Origin of the sequence: Gordonia sp. ALPHA1B1 (assembly GCF_005502615.1) — a bacterium.
Taxonomy (GTDB): domain Bacteria; phylum Actinomycetota; class Actinomycetes; order Mycobacteriales; family Mycobacteriaceae; genus Gordonia; species Gordonia hongkongensis.
The window spans coordinates 20425-38392 of record NZ_SCOC01000014.1 but is presented as its reverse complement, the minus strand read 5'-3'; the positions used below and the strand labels follow the sequence as shown (position 1 = coordinate 38392).

The window sequence follows — 17968 nt, the reverse complement described above, 5'->3', positions numbered from 1 at the left end:
CGGTCTCTGGTTGAACCGATACGACACACGGGTGTGCATCACATCGACGACTAGGCTACGCGGACGTGGACGAACAATCCAAATCGTCGGACCTGCGGGACCCCAACGCCCGCGCACAGGCCGCCGCGGACGCCATCTACGACCGGCACCTGCAGCGGGCCTTCTGGCTGCCGGGGACACGTGCCGGAGCCGTCGCCTGGCCCATCGGGCGCGTGCAGGCCCAGTTCGGATCCTGGCATTACTGGTGGCAGGCACACCTCGTCGACCTGCTCGTCGACGCCGCGATCCACCGTGTCGGCTCGGACCGCTCCTTCGACCCCGACGTCGCCGACGACGCCAACCGGTTGCTGCGCGGCATCCGGATCCGCAACGGCGGCCGCTGGACCAACAATTATTACGACGACATGGCGTGGCTGGGGCTGGCCATCGAACGCGCCGACCGGCATCTACACCTCGACCATGCGAGCGGACTCCGCGTCCTCGCCGCGCAGATGCTCGACGCCTGGGTGCCCGCGGACGGCGGCGGCATCCCCTGGCGCAAGGCCGATCAGTTCTTCAACGCACCGGCCAACGGCCCGGCCGCGATCCTGCTGGCACGCACGGGTCACGTCGAACGCGCCGTGGCGATGTGCGACTGGATGGACGCCAACCTCGTCGATCCCGACACCCATCTGGTCATCGACGGTCTCAAGAAGCTGCCCGACGGTTCACTGAAACCCGAGACCGGCACCTACACCTACTGCCAGGGCGTCGTGCTGGGCGCCGAACTCGAGGCGTTGCGGGCGACCGGAGATCGCCGGCACCTCGACCGGCTGGCCCGGCTGCTCGGCGCCGTCGAGCACCACTCCTGCACAGACGGGGTGATCAACGGCGGAGGCGGCGGCGACGGCGGCCTCTTCCACGGCGTGCTGGCCCGCTACCTCGCACTCATCGCCACCGACCTGCCCGAGGTCGACGGTTCGGATGAACTCCGTACGCGGGCAGCCCGGATCGTGACCCGAAGCGCGGACGCCGCGTGGGCTCATCGCACCGAGGTCGCCGGACGGGTGATCTTCTCCAGCGACTGGCGACGAACCGCGGTGATCCCGACCGACGCCGGCACGAAAGCCCAGTTCGTGGCGGGCGCCGTCAATCCGTCCGAGGTCCCGGAGCGGGATCTGTCGGTGCAGTTGTCGGCGTGGATGGTGCTCGAGGCGGCGGCCGCCATCGACCTGGGTTTACCTGAATGTGACCAGGAACACACGCAGGCATGACCAAAAGACGCCCCCTCGTTAGCCATCCGATACCGCCGCTGAGTTATCCTTCAGCGACTACGTGAAGTGACCTGGACCACACTGTAATCCGCAGCCAGCGGACGGGCCGGGAAGCAAGCGACCGACACGACGGGGTGTCGGTGTCCACCCGGCCGTCTCGATCCGTGCAACAACTCGCGGGTGCGACACCTCATCCCAGGCAGGGTGATGCACCATGACGTACCAGCTGGATCCCACACAGCCGCGCGCCCGCGTCGCTCCGTCGACGCGAACCCGCACCACTGGTGCGCCGCATTTCGGCACCCTCCCCCTCGGTGATCCCACCGGCGGCGCCGACGGTATCCGCTGGCGCGAGCAGGTCGACGGCAAGCAGCTCTACCCGCGCGTCGTCATCGACCGGAACGTCTCCATCACCATGAGCGACGGCGTGGTCCTGCGCGCCACGGTCATCCGGCCCGCCAACCGGTTCGGGCAGACGATCCTCACCCCCTATCCCGCGGTCATCAACATCAACCCGTACAACCGCGCGGCCATCGACTTCATCGACCAGACCCTCCACGCCCCCGTCCTCGGCAAGGCACTGCACACCGCATCCCGGTCGATGGACGCGACGGGCACGGCCCTCGAGGGACTCACGACGCTGACTCAGACCCTGTCGGGCGGGGTCTTCGACGTCTTCGGCATCAACCGCAACCTGGTGCGCAGCGGATATGTGCAGGTGGTTGTCGACGTCCGCGGAACCGGTGCGAGCCTGGGCAAGTGGCAGATCCTCGGTCCTCGCGAGCAGCAGGACTCGGTGGAGGTCATCGACTGGGTGACCGAGCAGGAGTGGTGCGACGGGACCGTCGGGATGGCCGGCTGGTCGTACTCGGCGATCAACTCGCTGCAGGCCGCGGACAAGCGGCCGCCACAGCTGAAAGCCGTGTTCGCCGTGGAGGGTTGCGACGACCTGGTGCGCGACATCTACATCACCGGCGGCATGCCGTCGGCCTTCATCCCGGTGTGGTTGTCCGCGGTCAACATGCTCAAGTGGGTTCCCAACCCCGCCAACGTGATCCGCGACCTCGTGCGCGGCGACGCGGTGCGCTGGGCGATCGACCGGGTGAAGTCCCCGGCCACCGAGATCCCCTCGCTGCTGTGGGGGTTCCTCACCGCCCGTGATCCACGCATCTTCGACGACCCGTACTTCGACGCCCGCGACCCGATCGTCGATCGCATCGAAGCACCCACCTTCACCGTCGGCGCCTGGCATGATCTGTTCGGCCGCAGTGCAACCGGTGTGTATGAGCGCCTGCAGATGGAGCCGGGCCGCAAGCAGATGATCGTCGGCGACGGCTATCACCTCGACGTGGGGTCGGGATACGGCGGCAAGTTCGCTCCCCCGCGCCTGGACGTCCTCGAACGCGCGTGGTTCGACCGCTGGCTCAAGGGGCACCGCAACGGGATCGAGCACTACGGGCCGGTCACCATGCTGCAGCAGGGCGGTGCGTGGACCGCGGGCCAGAGCTTCCCCCGTCCCGGGGTGGCCCCGACGCGGCTCTACCTGACTGCCGAACCGTCGTCGACCGCCGACCATTGCGTTCACGACGGTTCGCTGAGCGCCACTCCCGCACAGGGTGTTTCGTCCCTACACGTCCGGCCCGACACCCGGGGGCTCCGGTCCCGGGACATGACCCAGGTGACCGCGGGGGCAACGCTGGCCCTCGGCGCGGACTTCGCCCGGGATGCGCGATACCAGGAGCGGGGCGCGTTGTCGTTCACCACGGAGCCGGTCGGAGAGGCCACCCCGATCAGCGGCGCCATGAACTTGCGCCTCAACGTCGCCACCACGGCACACGAGGCCGTCTGGGCGGTGACCGTGAACGACGTCGCGCCCGACGGTACGTCGGTCGTCCTCACCAACGGCGCGCTGTCGGCGTCGAATCGCGCACTGGACCAATCGAAGTCGACGTACGCCGACGACGGCAGCCTGCTCTCGGCGCACCACTATCTGTCCCGCAAGCGCAAGCTGCCGGTGCCCGCCGACGAACCGATCCGCCTCGACGTCGATCTCGTCCCCACCGACGCGGTCCTGCAGCCGGGCCATCGGCTCCGGGTCGACGTCTACGCCGCGAGCCTGCCGCGCTACCTGACGCTCGTGCCCGACCTCATCAAGGCACGCGGACGACGACACCAGCGTCTGGTCCTCGACCCCGACCACCCGAGCCACCTGACGCTGCTCGCCGGCGACGGGCTGCGCTGAGGTCGTTCACCCCACCCCGGAATCCGACAGCACGACGCGATAGACGAACGCGGCTTCGGGCCCCAGTACGAGCCCGACGAGTTCGATGAGCGTCAGCACGAATCCGCGCCCGTGAGCCGGGCCGGTCGTGCCGTCGAGGTGATGGGCGAGCTCGTGCAGCACCACCAGTTCACGCAGCGCCCAGCGTCCGTCGGCCGCGGACGGGATGGCGATCTCGGCGGCGACCGGCACACCGTCGGATCTGCGAACCCGCGCCGCATAGTGGGCGGACCGCTGGCCGCGCCGTTCGCGGACCGATACCGGGTGCGACGCGCGCTCGAAACTCGACCGCACACCCGGCAGCGCGAGCACGCGGCCCACGTAGTCGTCGACGGCGTCGATCGAGGCGAAGCGCGCCTCCGCGGGGAGGGTGACCTCGGTGCCGGCGAGTTGCACCGTCCGTGACGACGACACGTTGTCGAACAGGCGATGCACGAGGTGCTCGGCCTCATAGAATCGTGCGCGCCCGGTGTCCCGTTCACTCACGGCATCGCCGATGATGAGAGACCCGGCGCCGGGAGCGAAGCGAGCGGGCCGAGGAGCCACGGCGCCGGGAGCGAAGCGAGCGGGCCGAAGCTCACCCCGGAGCCGATGGGAGACTTCATGCGCCGTCCCGACCTCGATGCCGTACGCGAGCGCGTGATGCGACTGCCCGGCGCCTCCCTGATGCTCCGCATCGTCATCGACATGGCTCGGGGTAATCTCACGGACCGGTCGATGACCCTGGCCGCGCAGGCCTTCACCTCGATCCTCCCGGTCGTGATCCTGGTGCTCACCCTGCCGGGCGCCAGCGTCGTCGACGACGCACTGACCCAGCTCGGTATCCCCGTCAGCAGTCTCGACACGCCCACGATCGACGACCCGACCTCGGCGACGACCTTCGGCATCGTCGGTGCGCTGATGACCATCGCCGGCGCCACCTCCCTGTCCCGTGCTCTCGGCCGAATGTATGTGTCGATCTGGGACGTCGCCAAACTGCCGTGGAGCAGCTTCTGGCGATGGGTCGTCGTCGTCTTCCTCATCCCCGCCGCGGTCACCGTGCAGGGTCTGTCCACCGGAGTGGAGGCCACCTCGCTGTTTGGCATGCACATCGGCGATCGGGGCGTCCTGGGAATCGGGCTCATCGTCGCCGTGACCGTGTTGATCTGGTCGGTCACCTTCACCGCGATCCCGCGGCTCCTGGTGTCGTCGCAGGTACCGATGAAGCTGCTCGTCCTCAACGGCCTCGGTACCGGCATCCTCATCACCGCCCTGCTCGCCGGCAGCCGCGTCGCACTGCCGACGCTCGCGGCGGGCACCATCCGCAGTTACGGCACCCTCGGTGTCGTCTTCGTCGCGATCAGCTGGCTGTTCGTGTTCGCGCTGATCCTCGTCGTCACCGCCATCGTCGTGCACGCCGTGGCAACGGACGAGGGTCGTCTGGGCCGGTGGGTGCGGCGGTGGGCCGGCACACCGACACCGTTCGTCCCGCACCCGTCTGCATCCTGGTACGACCGGCCTCCCGGGAGTCCGGTGGACGCCCCGCCCACGCGCGTGGAGCCCTAACCCTCCAAAGCGCCACGCGCACCGCCGAACTCGCGGTCGGCACCGATCTTCGCGCGACGTCCCGCGCGGTCGCCGGCGCGGCGTGCGGCCTCCGAGTAGCCGGCCGAGGCGCTCGACGGACGCCACGTCCCGCGGGCGCTCGACTCGGTCCGGTAGAAGTCGGTGACCTCGATCTCCTTGTTGCGCAACGCGACCGCCGTCGAGCGCGTGGTCTCCCCGGAGTCGCGTTCGGCGGCCAGGGCCTCCGCACGCGCCGCGTCGCGGGCCTCGGCGAGACGCTTGCCGATGCGTTCGGCGAACGCCGACTGGAAGTTGAGCCGCGCCGTGATCGGCGACAACGGCTTCTCCTCGATCACCCGCCGGGCTCGCCACCCGTTCCCGCGGGTGACGACCCGCGCGAACGTCTCGCCCTTGTAGGCACCCGACCGCAGGTAGGCGTCGCTGGCCGCGACCATCTGCACGATCAGCGACGTGTAGAGGGCCTCGCAGGCGTCGATGTCGGCTTCGTACCCGTAGGCGAGCACGAAGGTCGAGTTGCTCGCCACGTCGACGGTCACGTCGTTGGCGGCGGTGATGGCAACGAAGAGCTGCACGTAGGTCCGCAGTCCGCGTTTGCCGGGCTCGCCGATCGCGATCTGTCGACTGATCGGGGTGACCTTCTTGCGCGCCGCGGGGTCGTGGGCCCGCGCTACCGCCAGGTCGATCGACGACGCCGTCGCGAGCCGCTGGGCGGCCTGCATGAAGGTCTCGGCCTCGTGCTCGTTGTCGGTGTTCTCCGCTTGACGGAGAAGGGCGGAGATCCGGGTGAGCAGCTTGTCGTCGCGCATGTAACTCAGACTATCCAGCGGCAAGATCGGTTCCATCTGAGCGCGAATTGCCCCGAGACAACGTCTCGGCAACCCGAAGGAGGAGGGTGCAGGCGGCGATCGCGACCCCGGCCCACAACCCGGCGACACCCCAGTGACGTTCTGCGAAACCGCCGCACACCGCGCCCAGGACGAACACCGGCCACAACCAGAACACCGCCAGCCACGCCCACGGTCGATCGGTACCCAGCGAGGCGACCAGCTCGTGCGCGGACTTCACCAGCGTGCCGGTGACGTACGTCAAGCCGCCCGGCACCGCCGACGTGTGCGACAGCGCCGAGTTGATCGCGCCGGTCGCCGTCGCCACCACGATCATCCCGGCCGTCGGCGACGCGGTCAGCGCGACAACGGTGCCGGCGAGAAGCGTCACCGTCACGGCCACGAGAACCCAGACCGGCGAGTGCTGTCCGCCCCAGCGACCGAGTGCCGCGCCGCCCACGGCCCCGCCGAAGAAGGCCGCGACGAGTCCGGCGACGATCGCGATCGTCGACCACCGGCCCGCGGCGGTCGACGCTCCCAGGATCGTCGAGTTGCCGGACATGAACGCGACGAAGCTGCCCTTGAGCACGACGAACGCGATGGCGTCGATGAGCCCGGCCAGGAACAGCAACGCCGCCGCGATCGCGATGTCCGGGTGGTTGCTGCTCAGGTACTTGTCGAGTCGGACCGCCATGGGCACGAATCTAACGCCTACTCCGGTCGCGGCCGGATCGTTGCCCGCATCCGACCCATGGCCCTGGACCGGTCAGCTGTCCGGTGGGGCCCACCGCGCGATGTCGGCGTCTGCGACCGGCCGGTCCGCGGTCGCCCGCTGGGTCATCCGCAGCTGGTTCCCGAACGGATCCCGGAACGCACAATCGGTGCCGTAGGGCTGGTCTTCGGGGTCCTGGGTGAACTCGACGCCGCGTGCGACGAGCGCCGCGTGGGTGCCGCGGCAATCGTCGGTCGACAGGATCGTCACCGGCATCGCCCCCTGCGTCACGAGGTCGCGGATCTTCGCGGCGGTCTCGTCGGAAAGCGCGGGCGGCCCGGGCTTCTCGAGCAGGATGAGCCGGTCGGGTTGACCGGGCGGCGCGATCGTCAACCACCGCATGAAACCCATGTCGACGTCGGTGTCGACCGTGAAACCGAGTGTGCCGACGTAGAAGTCGAGTGCGACGTCCTGATCGAGGACGTAGACGGAATGGATACCGATGCCGTTGATCATGCGCCCGACGATACGACCGGCGGCCCGGTCGGCGCTTCTCCGAAATCGCTCACTTCGGCCGCTCGCGGGACCCCGGTGGCAGCATCGCTCGGCCTGGTCCACCGGCGCACGAAGCAACCGGGAACGGGAATCGGAGCGACACGCTGCCGGTAGGCCGTGGGACTACAGCAGACGATTCGGCTGAACGTCCGGCCGAACGTGCCAGGACTGTCGTAGCCGACCAGCAACGCGACGTCGAGCACCGGGACGTCGGTGGTCCGAAGGAGGGCACAGGCTCGCTCGATGCGCCGACGCTGCAGGTAGCGGTGCGGCGTCTCCCCGAACACGGCCCGGAACCGGCGGATGAAGTGCGACGGCGACATCAGCGCGATGCGGGCGAGCGTTGCGATGTCGAGGTCGTCGGCGTAGGAGCGGTCGATGGCGTCGCGCGCACGGAGCAACCGGCGGTTCTCGTCCTCGACCTGGGTGAACACGTCACCCAGTGTGACGCACGCTCAGTGCTTCTCGCAGGCGATGCCGTCCCCGTCGCGGTCGCTCTCGGAGTTCGCCTCGTACAGTTCGTCGTCGACGGTGAACGTCGTGACCGGCGTACCCGACGTCGAGTCGACGGCGCCGGTCTTGCCGACACCGTGCGGGTAGTCGCCGCGCAGTTCGGTGCAATTGGCGTAGTCGGTTGCCGCCGCGGCGGGTGCCGCCACCATCAGCGGAGCGACCGTCATCGACGCCGCGGCCAGGAATCCGAGAACCATCTTTCGCGAGCGACGCATCGTGCTTGACCTTCTTCGTAGTGTCCCCCGACACCTCAACGTGACGAGGTGACACTACGGGTTCCGGCCGGCGAACAGCGCATGCGACGCGAAGATTGGTCCGGCCGACGGACACGCCGTCGGCCGGACCCGGGATCGGAAGGCGCGGGGTCAGCGGCGGGGTTGCTCCTTGAGCAGGACGTTGCCGGTCGGGATGCCGCCGAGGATGTACGTCGTACCGGTGTAACCGTTCTTGGTACGCCGATACTCGACCCGTTGGTACCACTGCACGGGCGGGTCCGCGGTCAACGCGACGACGCCACCACTCTTCGTGTGCTGGATCTGCTGACGCGACAGATTCCACGGTCCGAGTCCGTAGTAGTCGGTGTACAACCCGTTGCCGATGACCCGGACGTTCGACTCCGGGGTCGGGATGACCCCGTAGATGAGCTGCTGATGTTTGTAGTTGCCCGGCTTGATCTTGGCGCTGGAATCACCCGCGCCCACAGTCAATCCGAATACTGCTGTTCCGGCGATCAACGCCCCCGCTATCAATCTCTTCACGACGGCAGACGCTAGCAGCGTCGACGTCGGGTTCCATCTCGCTTTCCACAGCCTCCGGCAAGCCTGCCATCCGACAACGCGTATTGGTACAGTCCGGCCAGGCAATCACCGACAGCGGGGGAACGATGAGCAGGAACGACGTCGAGTTCGATTCGTCCGGGACGACATGCCGGGCCTGGTGGTACCGGCCCGAGGGAACCACTCCGGCACCGGTCATCGTGATGGCACACGGGCTCGGTGCGGTCCGGCGGATGCGCCTGGACGCGTTCGCCGAGCGTTTCACCGCCGCGGGATACTCGTGCCTGGTGTTCGACTACCGCCACTTCGGTGACAGCGACGGCGAACCGCGACAGCTGCTGTCCATTCGCCGCCAACTCGACGACTGGGCCGCGGCAATCGCCTTCGCCCGAACACTCAGCGGTGTCGACACCTCACGGATAGTGCTGTGGGGCACCTCCTTCGGCGGCGGACACGCCCTCGTCGCGGGCGAACGCGACGGCCGGGTGGCCGCGGTGATCTCCCAGTGCCCCTTCACCAGTGGAACAGCCTCCACCGCTGCCCTGGGAGTGGCGTCCGGGGCAAAGGTGACCGTGCGCGCGCTCGCGGATCTGGCGGGTTCGGCACTGGGCCGTCCGCCGGTCACCGTCGGCCTCGCCGGTGCGTCCGGCTCGGCCGCCTTGATGACGGCACCCGACGCGGTGTCGGGATACCTGCCGCTGGTGCCCGACGACCTGGAGTTCATCAACGAGGTCGCCGCGCGGGTCGGTCTCGCCATCCCGCTGCACACGCCTGGTCGGTCATTGCGAAAGCTCACCTGTCCCACGCTCGTGTGCATCTGCGACGAGGACACCGTGGCGCCGGCCGGACCGACTGCCCGGTACGCCCGCCGCGCCCCGGCAGCGCGAGTGATTCGTTATCCGGCAGGACATTTCGACATCTACGTCGGCGCCGACTTCGAGCGGGTGGTCGCCGATCAGCTCGAGTTCCTGCGCGGGACCGTCCCCGTGTGACGTCAGAACCCGAACCGCGCCTGCATCCCGCGCAGCGTTTCCGCCGATGCCAGCAGACCCGCCCGCTCGGAGTCCGACAGCGGGACATCGAGCCGGGTCTGGGCACCACCGCGGTCGACGACGGTCGGCAACGAGAGGCACACGCCGTCGAGCCCCTCGATACCGTCGGCCCGCGTCGACACCGGCAGCACCCGGTGTTCGTTGTTCAGGATCGCTTCGACGATGCGCGTCGAGGCCAGACCGATCGCGTAGTTCGTCGCCCCCTTGCCCTCGATGATGGTGTACGCGGCGTGCACGACCTCGTGGTGAATACGTTCGCGCGCAACGACGTCCATCGCCGGACGGCCGGGTAGCGGCGTCCACGAGGTGAGCGGCACGCCCCCGATCGACGCCGAACTCCACAGCGGGATCTCGCTGTCGCCGTGTTCGCCGACGATGTAGGAGTGCACGCTCTGTACCGCGACCCCGCAGTGTTGCGCGATCAGGAATCGCAGCCGGGACGAGTCCAGCACCGTGCCCGACCCGAAGACCTGGTGCGGTGACAGCCCGCTGATCTCCTGGGCGGCGTAGGTGACGATGTCGACGGGATTGGTGACCATCACATAGATCGCGGTCGGGGCCACCGCCAGCACCCCGGGGAGGATGGCTCGTGTGAGACCGATTGTGGCCTCGGCCAATTCGAGGCGCGACTGCCCTGGCTTCTGCTTCGCGCCGGCGGTGAACACGACGACGTCAGCGTCCGCGCACACCGACACGTCGTCGGATCCGATGATGTCCGCGCGGGGCACGAACTCGAGGCCGTGGGACATGTCGAGCACCTCGGCGGTCACCTTGGCGGCGTTGATGTCGAGGAGGGCGATGGTCCGTGCGACACCTCGGATGAGGGATGAGTAGGCGATCGCGGTGCCCACCGCACCCGCCCCGATGATGGCCAGTTTCGTGTCTCGTACGTCCATCGGTTCACCGTTTCCGCGTCGGGTTCATCGATCGTCGGCACCCAGCGTAGGTGCTCGCGTGCCGGCTGTCCGGGCTGCGCCGGCCGACCGCGCGTTCGGTCGGCGGTCGATGTTGATAGCGTGAGCGCCGAGAACGGTCACACCCGCACACGTGGGTGTCAGGGAACCCGGTGTGAATCCGGGACTGGCGCGCAACGGTATGGGAGACGGATTCGGCGCGGACACCGGGGCGACCCGGGAAGGCGCCGGCGCCACGATCCCGAGTCCGATTACCGGCCGTTCTCGCTCGAGTCCATCGTGTATCTCGCGCACAGATACCCAGACCGATAGGCAGTACCACCCGTGTCCCGTCGTACCGACGGCACGACCGAGAGCGCGACCGCCCCGTCGGTCCGGCGACTCCCGTCGACGCCGCTAGCCGCAGTATTGTTCGTCCTCACCCTCCTCAGCATCGCCCTGGCCACCGCTTTCGGCGCGGAGACCATCCCCGTCGGCGACGTGTGGCACACCGTCGTCGGCCGGATGACCGGGGCTGAGCTCGACTCCGCGCACGCCGTCATCATCTGGGATCTCCGGTTGCCCCGGTCCGTGCTGGCCGCGCTGGTCGGAGCCGGGCTGGCGCTGGCCGGCGCACTCATGCAGGCCCTGGTCCGCAACCCACTGGCCGAGCCGTACCTGCTGGGTGTGTCCGCCGGCGCGGCGGTCGGGGCCACCGCGGTGATGACCCTCGGCGTGCTCGCGGGACTGGGCGTCTGGGCGCTGTCCGGCGGGGCGCTGCTCGGCGCGCTGGCCGCCACCGTCACGGTGTACCTGGTGGCCCGCGCCCAGGGCGGGCTGACCGCGCTGCGACTCATCCTGTCCGGGGTGGTGTTGTCCTCGGCGTTCATGGCGTTGTCGTCGCTGCTGGTGTTCACCGCCGCCGACCCGCACGCCGCCGACAACGTGATGTTCTGGATGCTCGGCAGCGTCGCGGGCGCCACCTGGGCGAAAGTGCAGATCGCCGGGGCGGTCGTGCTGGTCACCGTCGTGGCCATGCTCGCCATCCACTCCTGGCTCGATGCCTACGCGGCCGGCACCGACACCGCGACGTCGCTGGGCGTGCCGGTACGCGCGATGCGCAACGCGCTGTTCGGTGTCCAGGGTCTCCTGGTCGGCGTGCTCGTCGCGGTGGCGGGCGGCATCGGCTTCGTCGGTCTCATCGTCCCGCACGCGGCGCGACTCCTGGTCGGCGCCACCCACCGCGCGATGTTGCCGGTGGCGGTCTGCGGCGGTGCGCTCTTCCTGGTGTGGGTCGACGTCATCTCGCGGGTGGCGGCCGCACCGCGCGAGATGCCGCTGGGCATCGTGACCGGACTGATCGGGGCGCCGATCTTCCTGTTCCTCATGGGACGACGCCAATACGTGTTCGGGGGTGGCTCGTGACCGACCCCGCCCGCGCATCGTCGATGTCGTTGCGCGCGAACGCGCTTGCGTGCCGTCGCGGTGGCCGCGTCGTACTGCGGGATGTCGATCTCGCGGTCCCCGCCGGCACCCGACTGGCCATCGTCGGGCCCAACGGTTCCGGCAAGACCACCCTGCTGCGCACGCTGTGCGGTCTCGAACGACCAGTCGCCGGCACCGTCGAGGTGAACGGAGACGACCTCCACCACATCCCCTCCCGACGCCGCGCCATGTCGATGGCGGTGGTCGGCCAGGAGGAACAGCCCTCCGCGGAGCTGACGGTCGCCGAGGCGGTCGGCCTCGGCCGGACCCCGTACCGGTCGGCCTGGTCCACCGGGAGTTCCGACGACAAGACGGTGGTCGATCGCGCGTTGATCCAGGTCGGGCTCGACGGCTGGGGCACCCGCTCGTGCACCCAGCTGTCCGGCGGCGAACGGCACCGCGTCGTCCTCGCCCGCGCGCTCGCTCAGCAGACCCCGATCCTGGTGCTCGACGAACCCACCAATCACCTGGACGCCGCCTGGCGACTACGACTGATGGAGGTTCTCGACGAGCTCGACGCCACCGTGGTCGCGGCGATGCACGACCTCGACCTCGTGTTGCGTCACTTCGACTCCGTCGCAGTGGTTTCCGACGGCGGTGTCATCGTGCACGGGCCACCGGTCGAGGTGCTGACGCCGGCTCTGCTGGCCGACGTCTTCGAGGTGTCCGGCACCGTCGTCGACCATCCATCGACGGGCCTGCCCCATCTGCTCCTGAACACTCCCACCACCACACCCGCCCCCAGCACTCTGACGAAAGACATCCCGTGAGAGGACATCCTTTGACCATACGTACGTCCCGAGTCCACCCGACCGTCGCCATCGTGGCGGCGGCTCTGACGCTGGGAACTGCCACCGCCTGCGGTGCCGACAGCACTGTGGCGTCGGAAAGCACTGTCGCCATATCGAATTGCGGAGCCGACGTCGCTTACCCGCAACCCCTCGACCGGTTGTTCGTCAACGACGGCGGCATGATCGCGATCGCACTCGCCGCGGGTGCCCGTGACAACATGGTGGCGGTCAGCGCGCTCGCCCGGGGCAAGGACGTCCTGCGGCTGGAGTACGGACCCCAGGTCGACACGCTGAACGAGGTCGCGACCGAACGTCCCACCCTCGAGAACATCGTCGCGGCGAAACCCCAAGTGCTGTATGCCGGATACAACTACGGCATGAGCGAGTCGCGCGGGATCACACCCGAGATCCTCGCCGGACACGGCATCGACGTGTACCAGTTGTCCGAGGCGTGCCGGCAGACCGAGGGCGAGGCGCAGCGCGGCACCATGGACCCGTGGGTCGCGCTCGACACCGATCTGCGCAACATCGGCACCCTCACCGGCAATCCCGAGCAGGGCGCCGCCGCGGCCGACGAGGTGGCCGACCGCCTCGAGAAGCTGCGCGCCGCACCACAACCCGCCGCGAAACCGACGGTCTTCGTCTTCGACAGCGTCTCGGACACCATCTTCTCCTCCGGATCCTTCGGCGGCCCGCAGGGCATCATCGACGCCGCGGGCGCGCGCAACGCGACCGAGGACATCGAGGACACCTGGACCGCCGTGAGCTGGGAACGCCTCACCACCGCGGACCCCGACGTCATCGTGTTCGTCGACTATCCCGGCCAGTCGGTCGAGGAGAAGATCGCCGCCTTGCGCTCGAATCCGGCGAGCCGGAACCTGAAGGCGGTGCGCGAGAACCGCTTCGTGAACCTGCCGTACGCGATGTGGGTGTCGAGCCCACTCAACATCGACGCCGCCGAGATCATGCGCGGCGTTCTCGAGAACCACGGCCTCGCACCGGAATCCGGTATCACCCCGTCCCTGGATGTCGCGCAATTGGACCTCGGGGGCAACAACTGGCTGGAGTGAGTCGCGGGACGCCCCGTTGAACACGTGGGGCCGCGGCGATCGTCATGCCGCCGCCCCACGGAGTAGTCGGTGGACCCCCTACCACGAGGCACCGACAAGTTACCGGCTCCGAATAGCGTTGCACAACATCAGTTTTGGCTTGCAACGCGCTCGCAACGGTGTACACTCGAACGTACATTCGCGGCAACGGTTCTCGGGGGTGACCATGTCTGACGAACAAGCGGCGCGGCGACCGCGCGCCCTCGAGTTGGTGGCCGACCTGCACCGCATCCTCGGTGAGTTGCAGACCGTGGACCTGTCGCCGTGTACCGATGCCGAACTCGCCGACGTGGCCGCGGAGACCGAGCGCGCGATCGCGCGTCTGACCGTCGCCGGAGACCGGCAGATCGATCAGGTCGAGGCCCGCGACCTACCCCGCAAGGCCGGCTGCCGCACCCTCATGCAGTACATGACCCACCGGCTACGAGTCTCGAACCCGATGCGCCGCCGTAAGCAGATGGACGCCACCGCCCACCGGACCAGCCTCGGCGGCGAGGTCCTCCCACCCGAATACCCCTGCCTCGCCGAAGCTTTCGCACAAGGCACAGTCGGCACCGCCCACGTACAAGCCACCCTCGACGTCCTCGACCGCATCCCCGGCACCATCGACCACGATGTACAGGTCGCCGCTGAGCGGCAGATGGCCGAGATCGCCGAAGCCCACACGCCTGCCGAGATCACCCAGCTCGGCTCGCGGCTGCTCGCCCACCTCGATCCCGACGGCACACTGGCCGACGACACCGACCAGAAACGACGCCGCGGCCTGTGGATCGGTCGGCAACGCGCCGATGGCACCGCCAAGATCTCCGGCACCCTGACCCCCGCACTCGCCGCCCGACTGACCATGATGTTCGCCGTGTGGGGCAAACCCGGACTCAACAACCCCGACGACCCCGCCTCGCCCCAAGGCCCGGCCGGTGCCGCCGACCCCGACGCCCTGACCGCCGCAGCCGACCGCGACCAACGCACCCTCGCCCAGACCAATCACGACGCCCTCGATGCCGCACTCGCCGCAGGCTTCGCCGACGGAACACTCGGCACCTCGCACCGAGGGCTACCCGTGCAACTGATCATCAAAGCCGACCTCAACGACCTCATCCGCGAAGCCGGACTCGCCACCACCGCCACCGGCACCCTGCTGCCCATCCGGGACTTGATCACGATGGCCGCCGACATGCAACCCTGGCTCGCGATCTTCAAAGACGCCACCACCGTCCCCCTGCACTTCGGACGGGGCAAACGCCTGGCCACCCGCGAACAACGCCTCGTCTCCTTCGCCCGTCCCGACGGGGAAGTGTGTTCGGCACCCGGGTGCGATCAACCCGCCACCCACGTCGAGCTTCATCACGCCGAACGAGACTGGGCCAAGGGCGGTCTCACCGACATCGACGACCTCGCCCCGGCCTGTCCCCGTCACAACCGCATGGTCGGCGACCAACCCGGCCAATACACCACCCGCATCGCCCGATCCGGCCCCGACGAAGGCCGCTGCCTGTGGCGGTTGAACGCCGAACCCGGCGCACCGCCCAACCCCGAACACATCAACCGCCGACCCGACATACCCCGGCGGTTCGCACAACACCTGAACACCGTGCGCAACGAGATCCACGGACCTGCCACCCGGTCCGGCGACCAGTCGCGCCCCGACGCCGTCGGCTACGGCGACCGCGGCCTCCGTCTCGAACTCGCCTACTGAGAACTCGTCCATCCGCGAACACCGCCGGAGCACCTCACCACCCAACGACTGACCCCGGTCGAAGAAGCACTCGCACGCATACTCACCGACCACGCGTGATTGCACACAACACGAGGGGCCCGGCATCGGAATGCCGGGCCCCTCGTGGGTGTCAGTGCGCCTGATGCGGGATCAGGCCTGCGGTGCCTCCGCGAAGTTGCGGGTGACCGCCGGGTCGACCGGGATGCCCGGGCCCGTCGTCGTGGAGACGGTGACCTTCTTGATGTAGCGGCCCTTGGCGGCCGACGGCTTGGCGCGCATGATCTCGTCGTAGGCAGCGCCGTAGTTCTCGGCCAGCTTGGCCGGGTCGAACGAGGCCTTGCCGATGACGAAGTGCAGGTTCGCAGCCTTGTCGACGCGGAAGTTGATCTTGCCGCCCTTGATGTCGTTGACGGCCTTGGTGACGTCGGTGGTCACGGTGCCGGTCTTCGGGTTCGGCATCAGGCCGCGGGGTCCGAGGACACGCGCGATACGGCCGACCTTGGCCATCTGATCCGGGGTGGCGATCGCGGCGTCGAAGTCCAGCCAACCGCCCTGGATGCGCTCGATCAGATCCTCGGCGCCGACCTCGTCGGCACCGGCGGCGGTGGCCTCGGCGGCCTTGTCGCCGGCGGCGAACACGATCACGCGGGCAGTCTTACCGGTGCCGTGCGGCAGATTGACGGTGCCTCGAACCATCTGGTCTGCCTTACGGGGGTCGACGCCCAGCCGGATCGCGACCTCGACGGTCGCGTCGGTGTTCTTCGACGACGTGTCCTTTGCCAGCTCCACAGCCTCCAGCGGGCTGTACAGCTTGGTCTTGTCGACCTTCTCGGCCGCGGCCGCGTAGGCCTTGCTCTTCTTGCTCATTGCTCTGTTCCTTCTCCGCCGTCAGTCGGCGGGGTGTGTGGTGCGGGCCGAGCCGGCCCTCCCACGGTGATGATGAGGTCTGTCAGCCTTCGACGGTGTCGAGAGCGCGAGATCGCAAGCTCACTCGACGGTGATGCCCATGGACCGAGCAGTACCGGCGATGATCTTCGCGGCCTGGTCGATGTCATTGGCGTTCAGGTCTTCGGCCTTGGTCTTGGCGATCTCACGGACCTGGTCCATGCTCACCTTGCCGACCTTGTTGGTGTGGGGCTCGCCGGAGCCCTTCTGCAGGCCGGCGGCCTTCAGCAGGAGCTTCGCAGCCGGCGGGGTCTTCAACTTGAAGTCGAAGGAGCGATCTTCGTACACAAAGATCTCGACCGGGATGACGTTGCCGCGCTGCGACTCGGTCGCCGCGTTGTACGCCTTGCAGAACTCCATGATGTTCACGCCGTGCTGACCGAGCGCCGGACCCACGGGCGGGGCCGGGTTGGCCTGGCCTGCCGAGATCTGGAGCTTGATGATCCCGGCGAGCTTTTTCTTCTTGGGAGGCATCTTCTGTTCCTTGCTTGTTTCCTTGCGAATTCACGCCCGCTGGAGACGTGAAAGTTCTGGGTTGGTGGTCCGGCCCTAGATCTTCTCGACCTGGTTGAACCCGAGCTCGACCGGCGTCTCGCGACCGAAGATCGACACGAGGACCTTGACCTTGCGCTGTTCGGCGTTGACCTCGCTGATCGACGCGGGCAGCGTGGCGAACGGGCCATCCATGACGGTGACCGACTCGCCGACCTCGAAGTCGACCTCGATGACGTTCGACGCGGCGGCCGCTGCGGCCTCGACGCCCTCGGCAGCGGCACCGCGCGACGCGGCGGGCTTCTTGGCCTCGGTCCGCGGCATCAGGAACTGCAGCACCTCGTTGAGCGAGAGCGGCGACGGCTTGCTGGTCATCCCGACGAAGCCGGTGACGCCCGGCGTGTTGCGCACGGCGCCCCACGATTCGTCGTTGAGTTCCATGCGGACGAGGATGTAGCCCGGGAGCACCTTGCGGTTGACCTTCTTGGGCTGGCCGTTCTTGATCTCGGTGACCTCTTCGGTCGGCACCTCGACCTGGAAGATGTAGTCGCCGACGTCGAGGTTCTGCACGCGGGTCTCGAGGTTGGCCTTGACCTTGTTCTCGTAACCGGCGTAGCTGTGGATCACGTACCAGTCGCCGGGCGCGCGCCGGAGCTGCTTGCGCAGTTCCTCGACCGGATCGACCTCAACCGCTTCGACCTCGGCCTCTTCGACAGGGGCCTCGTCGGCGGCGGCCTCGTCAACCGGGACCTCGTCGGCATCCTCGGAGACGGTGTCCTCGGCGGGGGCCTCGTCACCCTCGACGACCGCGTCGTCGGCGACCGCGTCACCCTCGGTGTCCACCGCGTCGGTCACGGCCGCGTCGACAGCGTCGACGTCGGCAGCAGCCACGTCGACGGAATCGGTCGAGGCGAGTTCGTTCTCCGGGGTGCTCACTGCAGCCCACGCTCCTTATGGTTCATCTGGCGGTCGTGTTCCTCGTCGCCGGCCGAGCCCACCGCGTG

General features: G+C 68.5%; 19 protein-coding genes and 1 riboswitch. Of the genes, 8 read left to right on the top strand and 11 right to left on the bottom strand.

The window, feature by feature from the left end; all coding sequences use genetic code 11:
* The first annotated feature begins 65 nt into the window (after positions 1-65).
* Positions 66-1253, top strand: a complete 1188-nt coding sequence (locus FFS52_RS11655; RefSeq protein ID WP_058253309.1) for a glycoside hydrolase family 76 protein — start codon at positions 66-68, stop codon at positions 1251-1253.
* A 214-nt stretch (positions 1254-1467) separates the two neighbouring features.
* Entirely contained in the window at positions 1468-3495 is a 2028-nt protein-coding gene (locus tag FFS52_RS11650; RefSeq protein WP_137809766.1) for a CocE/NonD family hydrolase, read from the top strand.
* Positions 3496-3501: 6 nt separating this feature from the next.
* Here FFS52_RS11650 and FFS52_RS11645 read toward each other — a convergent pair whose 3' ends face one another.
* Complete coding sequence (locus FFS52_RS11645; protein ID WP_058253351.1) at positions 3502-4020, bottom strand: TIGR04338 family metallohydrolase; 519 nt, start codon at positions 4018-4020, stop codon at positions 3502-3504.
* Between the two features lie 117 nt (positions 4021-4137).
* Here FFS52_RS11645 and FFS52_RS11640 point away from each other — a divergent pair, with 117 nt between their 5' ends.
* The gene (locus FFS52_RS11640; protein WP_058253352.1) at positions 4138-5079 is read left to right on the top strand and encodes a YhjD/YihY/BrkB family envelope integrity protein; all 942 of its coding nucleotides are present in this window, start codon (positions 4138-4140) and stop codon (positions 5077-5079) included.
* Here the strand turns inward: FFS52_RS11640 and FFS52_RS11635 are convergent.
* From FFS52_RS11635 to FFS52_RS11610, 6 genes are all read right to left on the bottom strand, one after another.
* Positions 5076-5906: a DUF2786 domain-containing protein gene (locus tag FFS52_RS11635; protein ID WP_058253315.1), complete on the bottom strand. Its 831-nt coding sequence runs from the start codon at positions 5904-5906 to the stop codon at positions 5076-5078. The genes FFS52_RS11640 and FFS52_RS11635 overlap by 4 nt on opposite strands.
* Positions 5907-5916: 10 nt before the next feature.
* Positions 5917-6618, bottom strand: a complete 702-nt coding sequence (locus tag FFS52_RS11630; protein ID WP_249356597.1) for a DUF1275 family protein — start codon at positions 6616-6618, stop codon at positions 5917-5919.
* Positions 6619-6690: 72 nt separating this feature from the next.
* Positions 6691-7152, bottom strand: coding sequence for a VOC family protein (locus tag FFS52_RS11625; RefSeq protein ID WP_065629259.1), 462 nt, complete (start codon positions 7150-7152; stop codon positions 6691-6693).
* A complete protein-coding gene (locus tag FFS52_RS11620) occupies positions 7149-7625 on the bottom strand; it encodes an AraC family transcriptional regulator (protein ID WP_137809764.1) in 477 nt (158 codons plus the stop codon). The genes FFS52_RS11625 and FFS52_RS11620 overlap by 4 nt, the downstream gene beginning before the upstream one ends.
* Positions 7626-7646: 21 nt before the next feature.
* A complete protein-coding gene (locus tag FFS52_RS11615) occupies positions 7647-7919 on the bottom strand; it encodes an excalibur calcium-binding domain-containing protein (RefSeq protein WP_137809763.1) in 273 nt (90 codons plus the stop codon).
* A 150-nt stretch (positions 7920-8069) separates the two neighbouring features.
* Positions 8070-8462 (bottom strand): hypothetical protein, encoded by a 393-nt coding sequence (locus FFS52_RS11610; RefSeq protein ID WP_249356598.1) that lies wholly within the window; start codon positions 8460-8462, stop codon positions 8070-8072.
* Positions 8463-8587: 125 nt separating this feature from the next.
* Between FFS52_RS11610 and FFS52_RS11605 the strand changes: the two genes are divergently transcribed.
* Positions 8588-9472, top strand: coding sequence for an alpha/beta fold hydrolase (locus FFS52_RS11605; protein WP_137809762.1), 885 nt, complete (start codon positions 8588-8590; stop codon positions 9470-9472).
* A 2-nt stretch (positions 9473-9474) separates the two neighbouring features.
* On the opposite strand, the gene FFS52_RS11600 is transcribed toward FFS52_RS11605, so the two are convergent.
* Positions 9475-10428 carry an L-lactate dehydrogenase gene (locus FFS52_RS11600; protein ID WP_137809761.1) on the bottom strand — a complete coding sequence of 318 codons (954 nt, stop codon included), beginning with the start codon at positions 10426-10428 and terminating at the stop codon, positions 9475-9477.
* 117 nt (positions 10429-10545) lie between these two features.
* A riboswitch (cobalamin riboswitch) is annotated at positions 10546-10724 on the top strand.
* 46 nt (positions 10725-10770) lie between these two features.
* Between FFS52_RS11600 and FFS52_RS11595 the strand changes: the two genes are divergently transcribed.
* The 4 genes from FFS52_RS11595 to FFS52_RS11580 all read left to right on the top strand — a co-directional run bounded on the left by FFS52_RS11595 (position 10771) and on the right by FFS52_RS11580 (position 15506).
* Positions 10771-11850 carry an iron ABC transporter permease gene (locus tag FFS52_RS11595; RefSeq protein ID WP_065629253.1) on the top strand — a complete coding sequence of 360 codons (1080 nt, stop codon included), beginning with the start codon at positions 10771-10773 and terminating at the stop codon, positions 11848-11850.
* A 23-nt stretch (positions 11851-11873) separates the two neighbouring features.
* Positions 11874-12680: an ABC transporter ATP-binding protein gene (locus tag FFS52_RS11590; protein ID WP_137809826.1), complete on the top strand. Its 807-nt coding sequence runs from the start codon at positions 11874-11876 to the stop codon at positions 12678-12680.
* An 11-nt stretch (positions 12681-12691) separates the two neighbouring features.
* Positions 12692-13771 carry an ABC transporter substrate-binding protein gene (locus tag FFS52_RS11585; protein WP_137809760.1) on the top strand — a complete coding sequence of 360 codons (1080 nt, stop codon included), beginning with the start codon at positions 12692-12694 and terminating at the stop codon, positions 13769-13771.
* A 205-nt stretch (positions 13772-13976) separates the two neighbouring features.
* Positions 13977-15506, top strand: coding sequence for an HNH endonuclease signature motif containing protein (locus FFS52_RS11580; RefSeq protein WP_249357907.1), 1530 nt, complete (start codon positions 13977-13979; stop codon positions 15504-15506).
* A 171-nt stretch (positions 15507-15677) separates the two neighbouring features.
* On the opposite strand, the gene rplA is transcribed toward FFS52_RS11580, so the two are convergent.
* The 3 genes from rplA to nusG all read right to left on the bottom strand — a co-directional run bounded on the left by rplA (position 15678) and on the right by nusG (position 17900).
* A complete protein-coding gene (gene rplA, locus FFS52_RS11575; RefSeq protein WP_065629251.1) occupies positions 15678-16394 on the bottom strand; it encodes a 50S ribosomal protein L1 in 717 nt (238 codons plus the stop codon).
* 120 nt (positions 16395-16514) lie between these two features.
* Positions 16515-16946 (bottom strand): 50S ribosomal protein L11, encoded by a 432-nt coding sequence (rplK, locus tag FFS52_RS11570; RefSeq protein WP_065629250.1) that lies wholly within the window; start codon positions 16944-16946, stop codon positions 16515-16517.
* A gap of 75 nt (positions 16947-17021) precedes the next feature.
* A complete protein-coding gene (gene nusG / locus FFS52_RS11565) occupies positions 17022-17900 on the bottom strand; it encodes a transcription termination/antitermination protein NusG (RefSeq protein WP_137809759.1) in 879 nt (292 codons plus the stop codon).
* Positions 17901-17968: the final 68 nt, after the last annotated feature.

What these genes read in the sequence shown, in the direction of transcription:
- FFS52_RS11650 (WP_137809766.1), top strand. Translation starts at nt 1,468, where the DNA reads ATGACGTACCAGCTGGATCCCACACAGCCGCGCGCCCGCGTCGCTCCG.
- FFS52_RS11640 (WP_058253352.1), top strand. Translation starts at nt 4,138, where the DNA reads ATGCGCCGTCCCGACCTCGATGCCGTACGCGAGCGCGTGATGCGACTG.
- FFS52_RS11635 (WP_058253315.1), bottom strand. Translation starts at nt 5,906, where the DNA reads ATGCGCGACGACAAGCTGCTCACCCGGATCTCCGCCCTTCTCCGTCAA.
- FFS52_RS11630 (WP_249356597.1), bottom strand. Translation starts at nt 6,618, where the DNA reads ATGGCGGTCCGACTCGACAAGTACCTGAGCAGCAACCACCCGGACATC.
- FFS52_RS11625 (WP_065629259.1), bottom strand. Translation starts at nt 7,152, where the DNA reads ATGATCAACGGCATCGGTATCCATTCCGTCTACGTCCTCGATCAGGAC.
- FFS52_RS11615 (WP_137809763.1), bottom strand. Translation starts at nt 7,919, where the DNA reads ATGCGTCGCTCGCGAAAGATGGTTCTCGGATTCCTGGCCGCGGCGTCG.
- FFS52_RS11605 (WP_137809762.1), top strand. Translation starts at nt 8,588, where the DNA reads ATGAGCAGGAACGACGTCGAGTTCGATTCGTCCGGGACGACATGCCGG.
- FFS52_RS11600 (WP_137809761.1), bottom strand. Translation starts at nt 10,428, where the DNA reads ATGGACGTACGAGACACGAAACTGGCCATCATCGGGGCGGGTGCGGTG.
- FFS52_RS11590 (WP_137809826.1), top strand. Translation starts at nt 11,874, where the DNA reads ATGTCGTTGCGCGCGAACGCGCTTGCGTGCCGTCGCGGTGGCCGCGTC.
- FFS52_RS11580 (WP_249357907.1), top strand. Translation starts at nt 13,977, where the DNA reads ATGTCTGACGAACAAGCGGCGCGGCGACCGCGCGCCCTCGAGTTGGTG.
- rplA (WP_065629251.1), bottom strand. Translation starts at nt 16,394, where the DNA reads ATGAGCAAGAAGAGCAAGGCCTACGCGGCCGCGGCCGAGAAGGTCGAC.
- rplK (WP_065629250.1), bottom strand. Translation starts at nt 16,946, where the DNA reads ATGCCTCCCAAGAAGAAAAAGCTCGCCGGGATCATCAAGCTCCAGATC.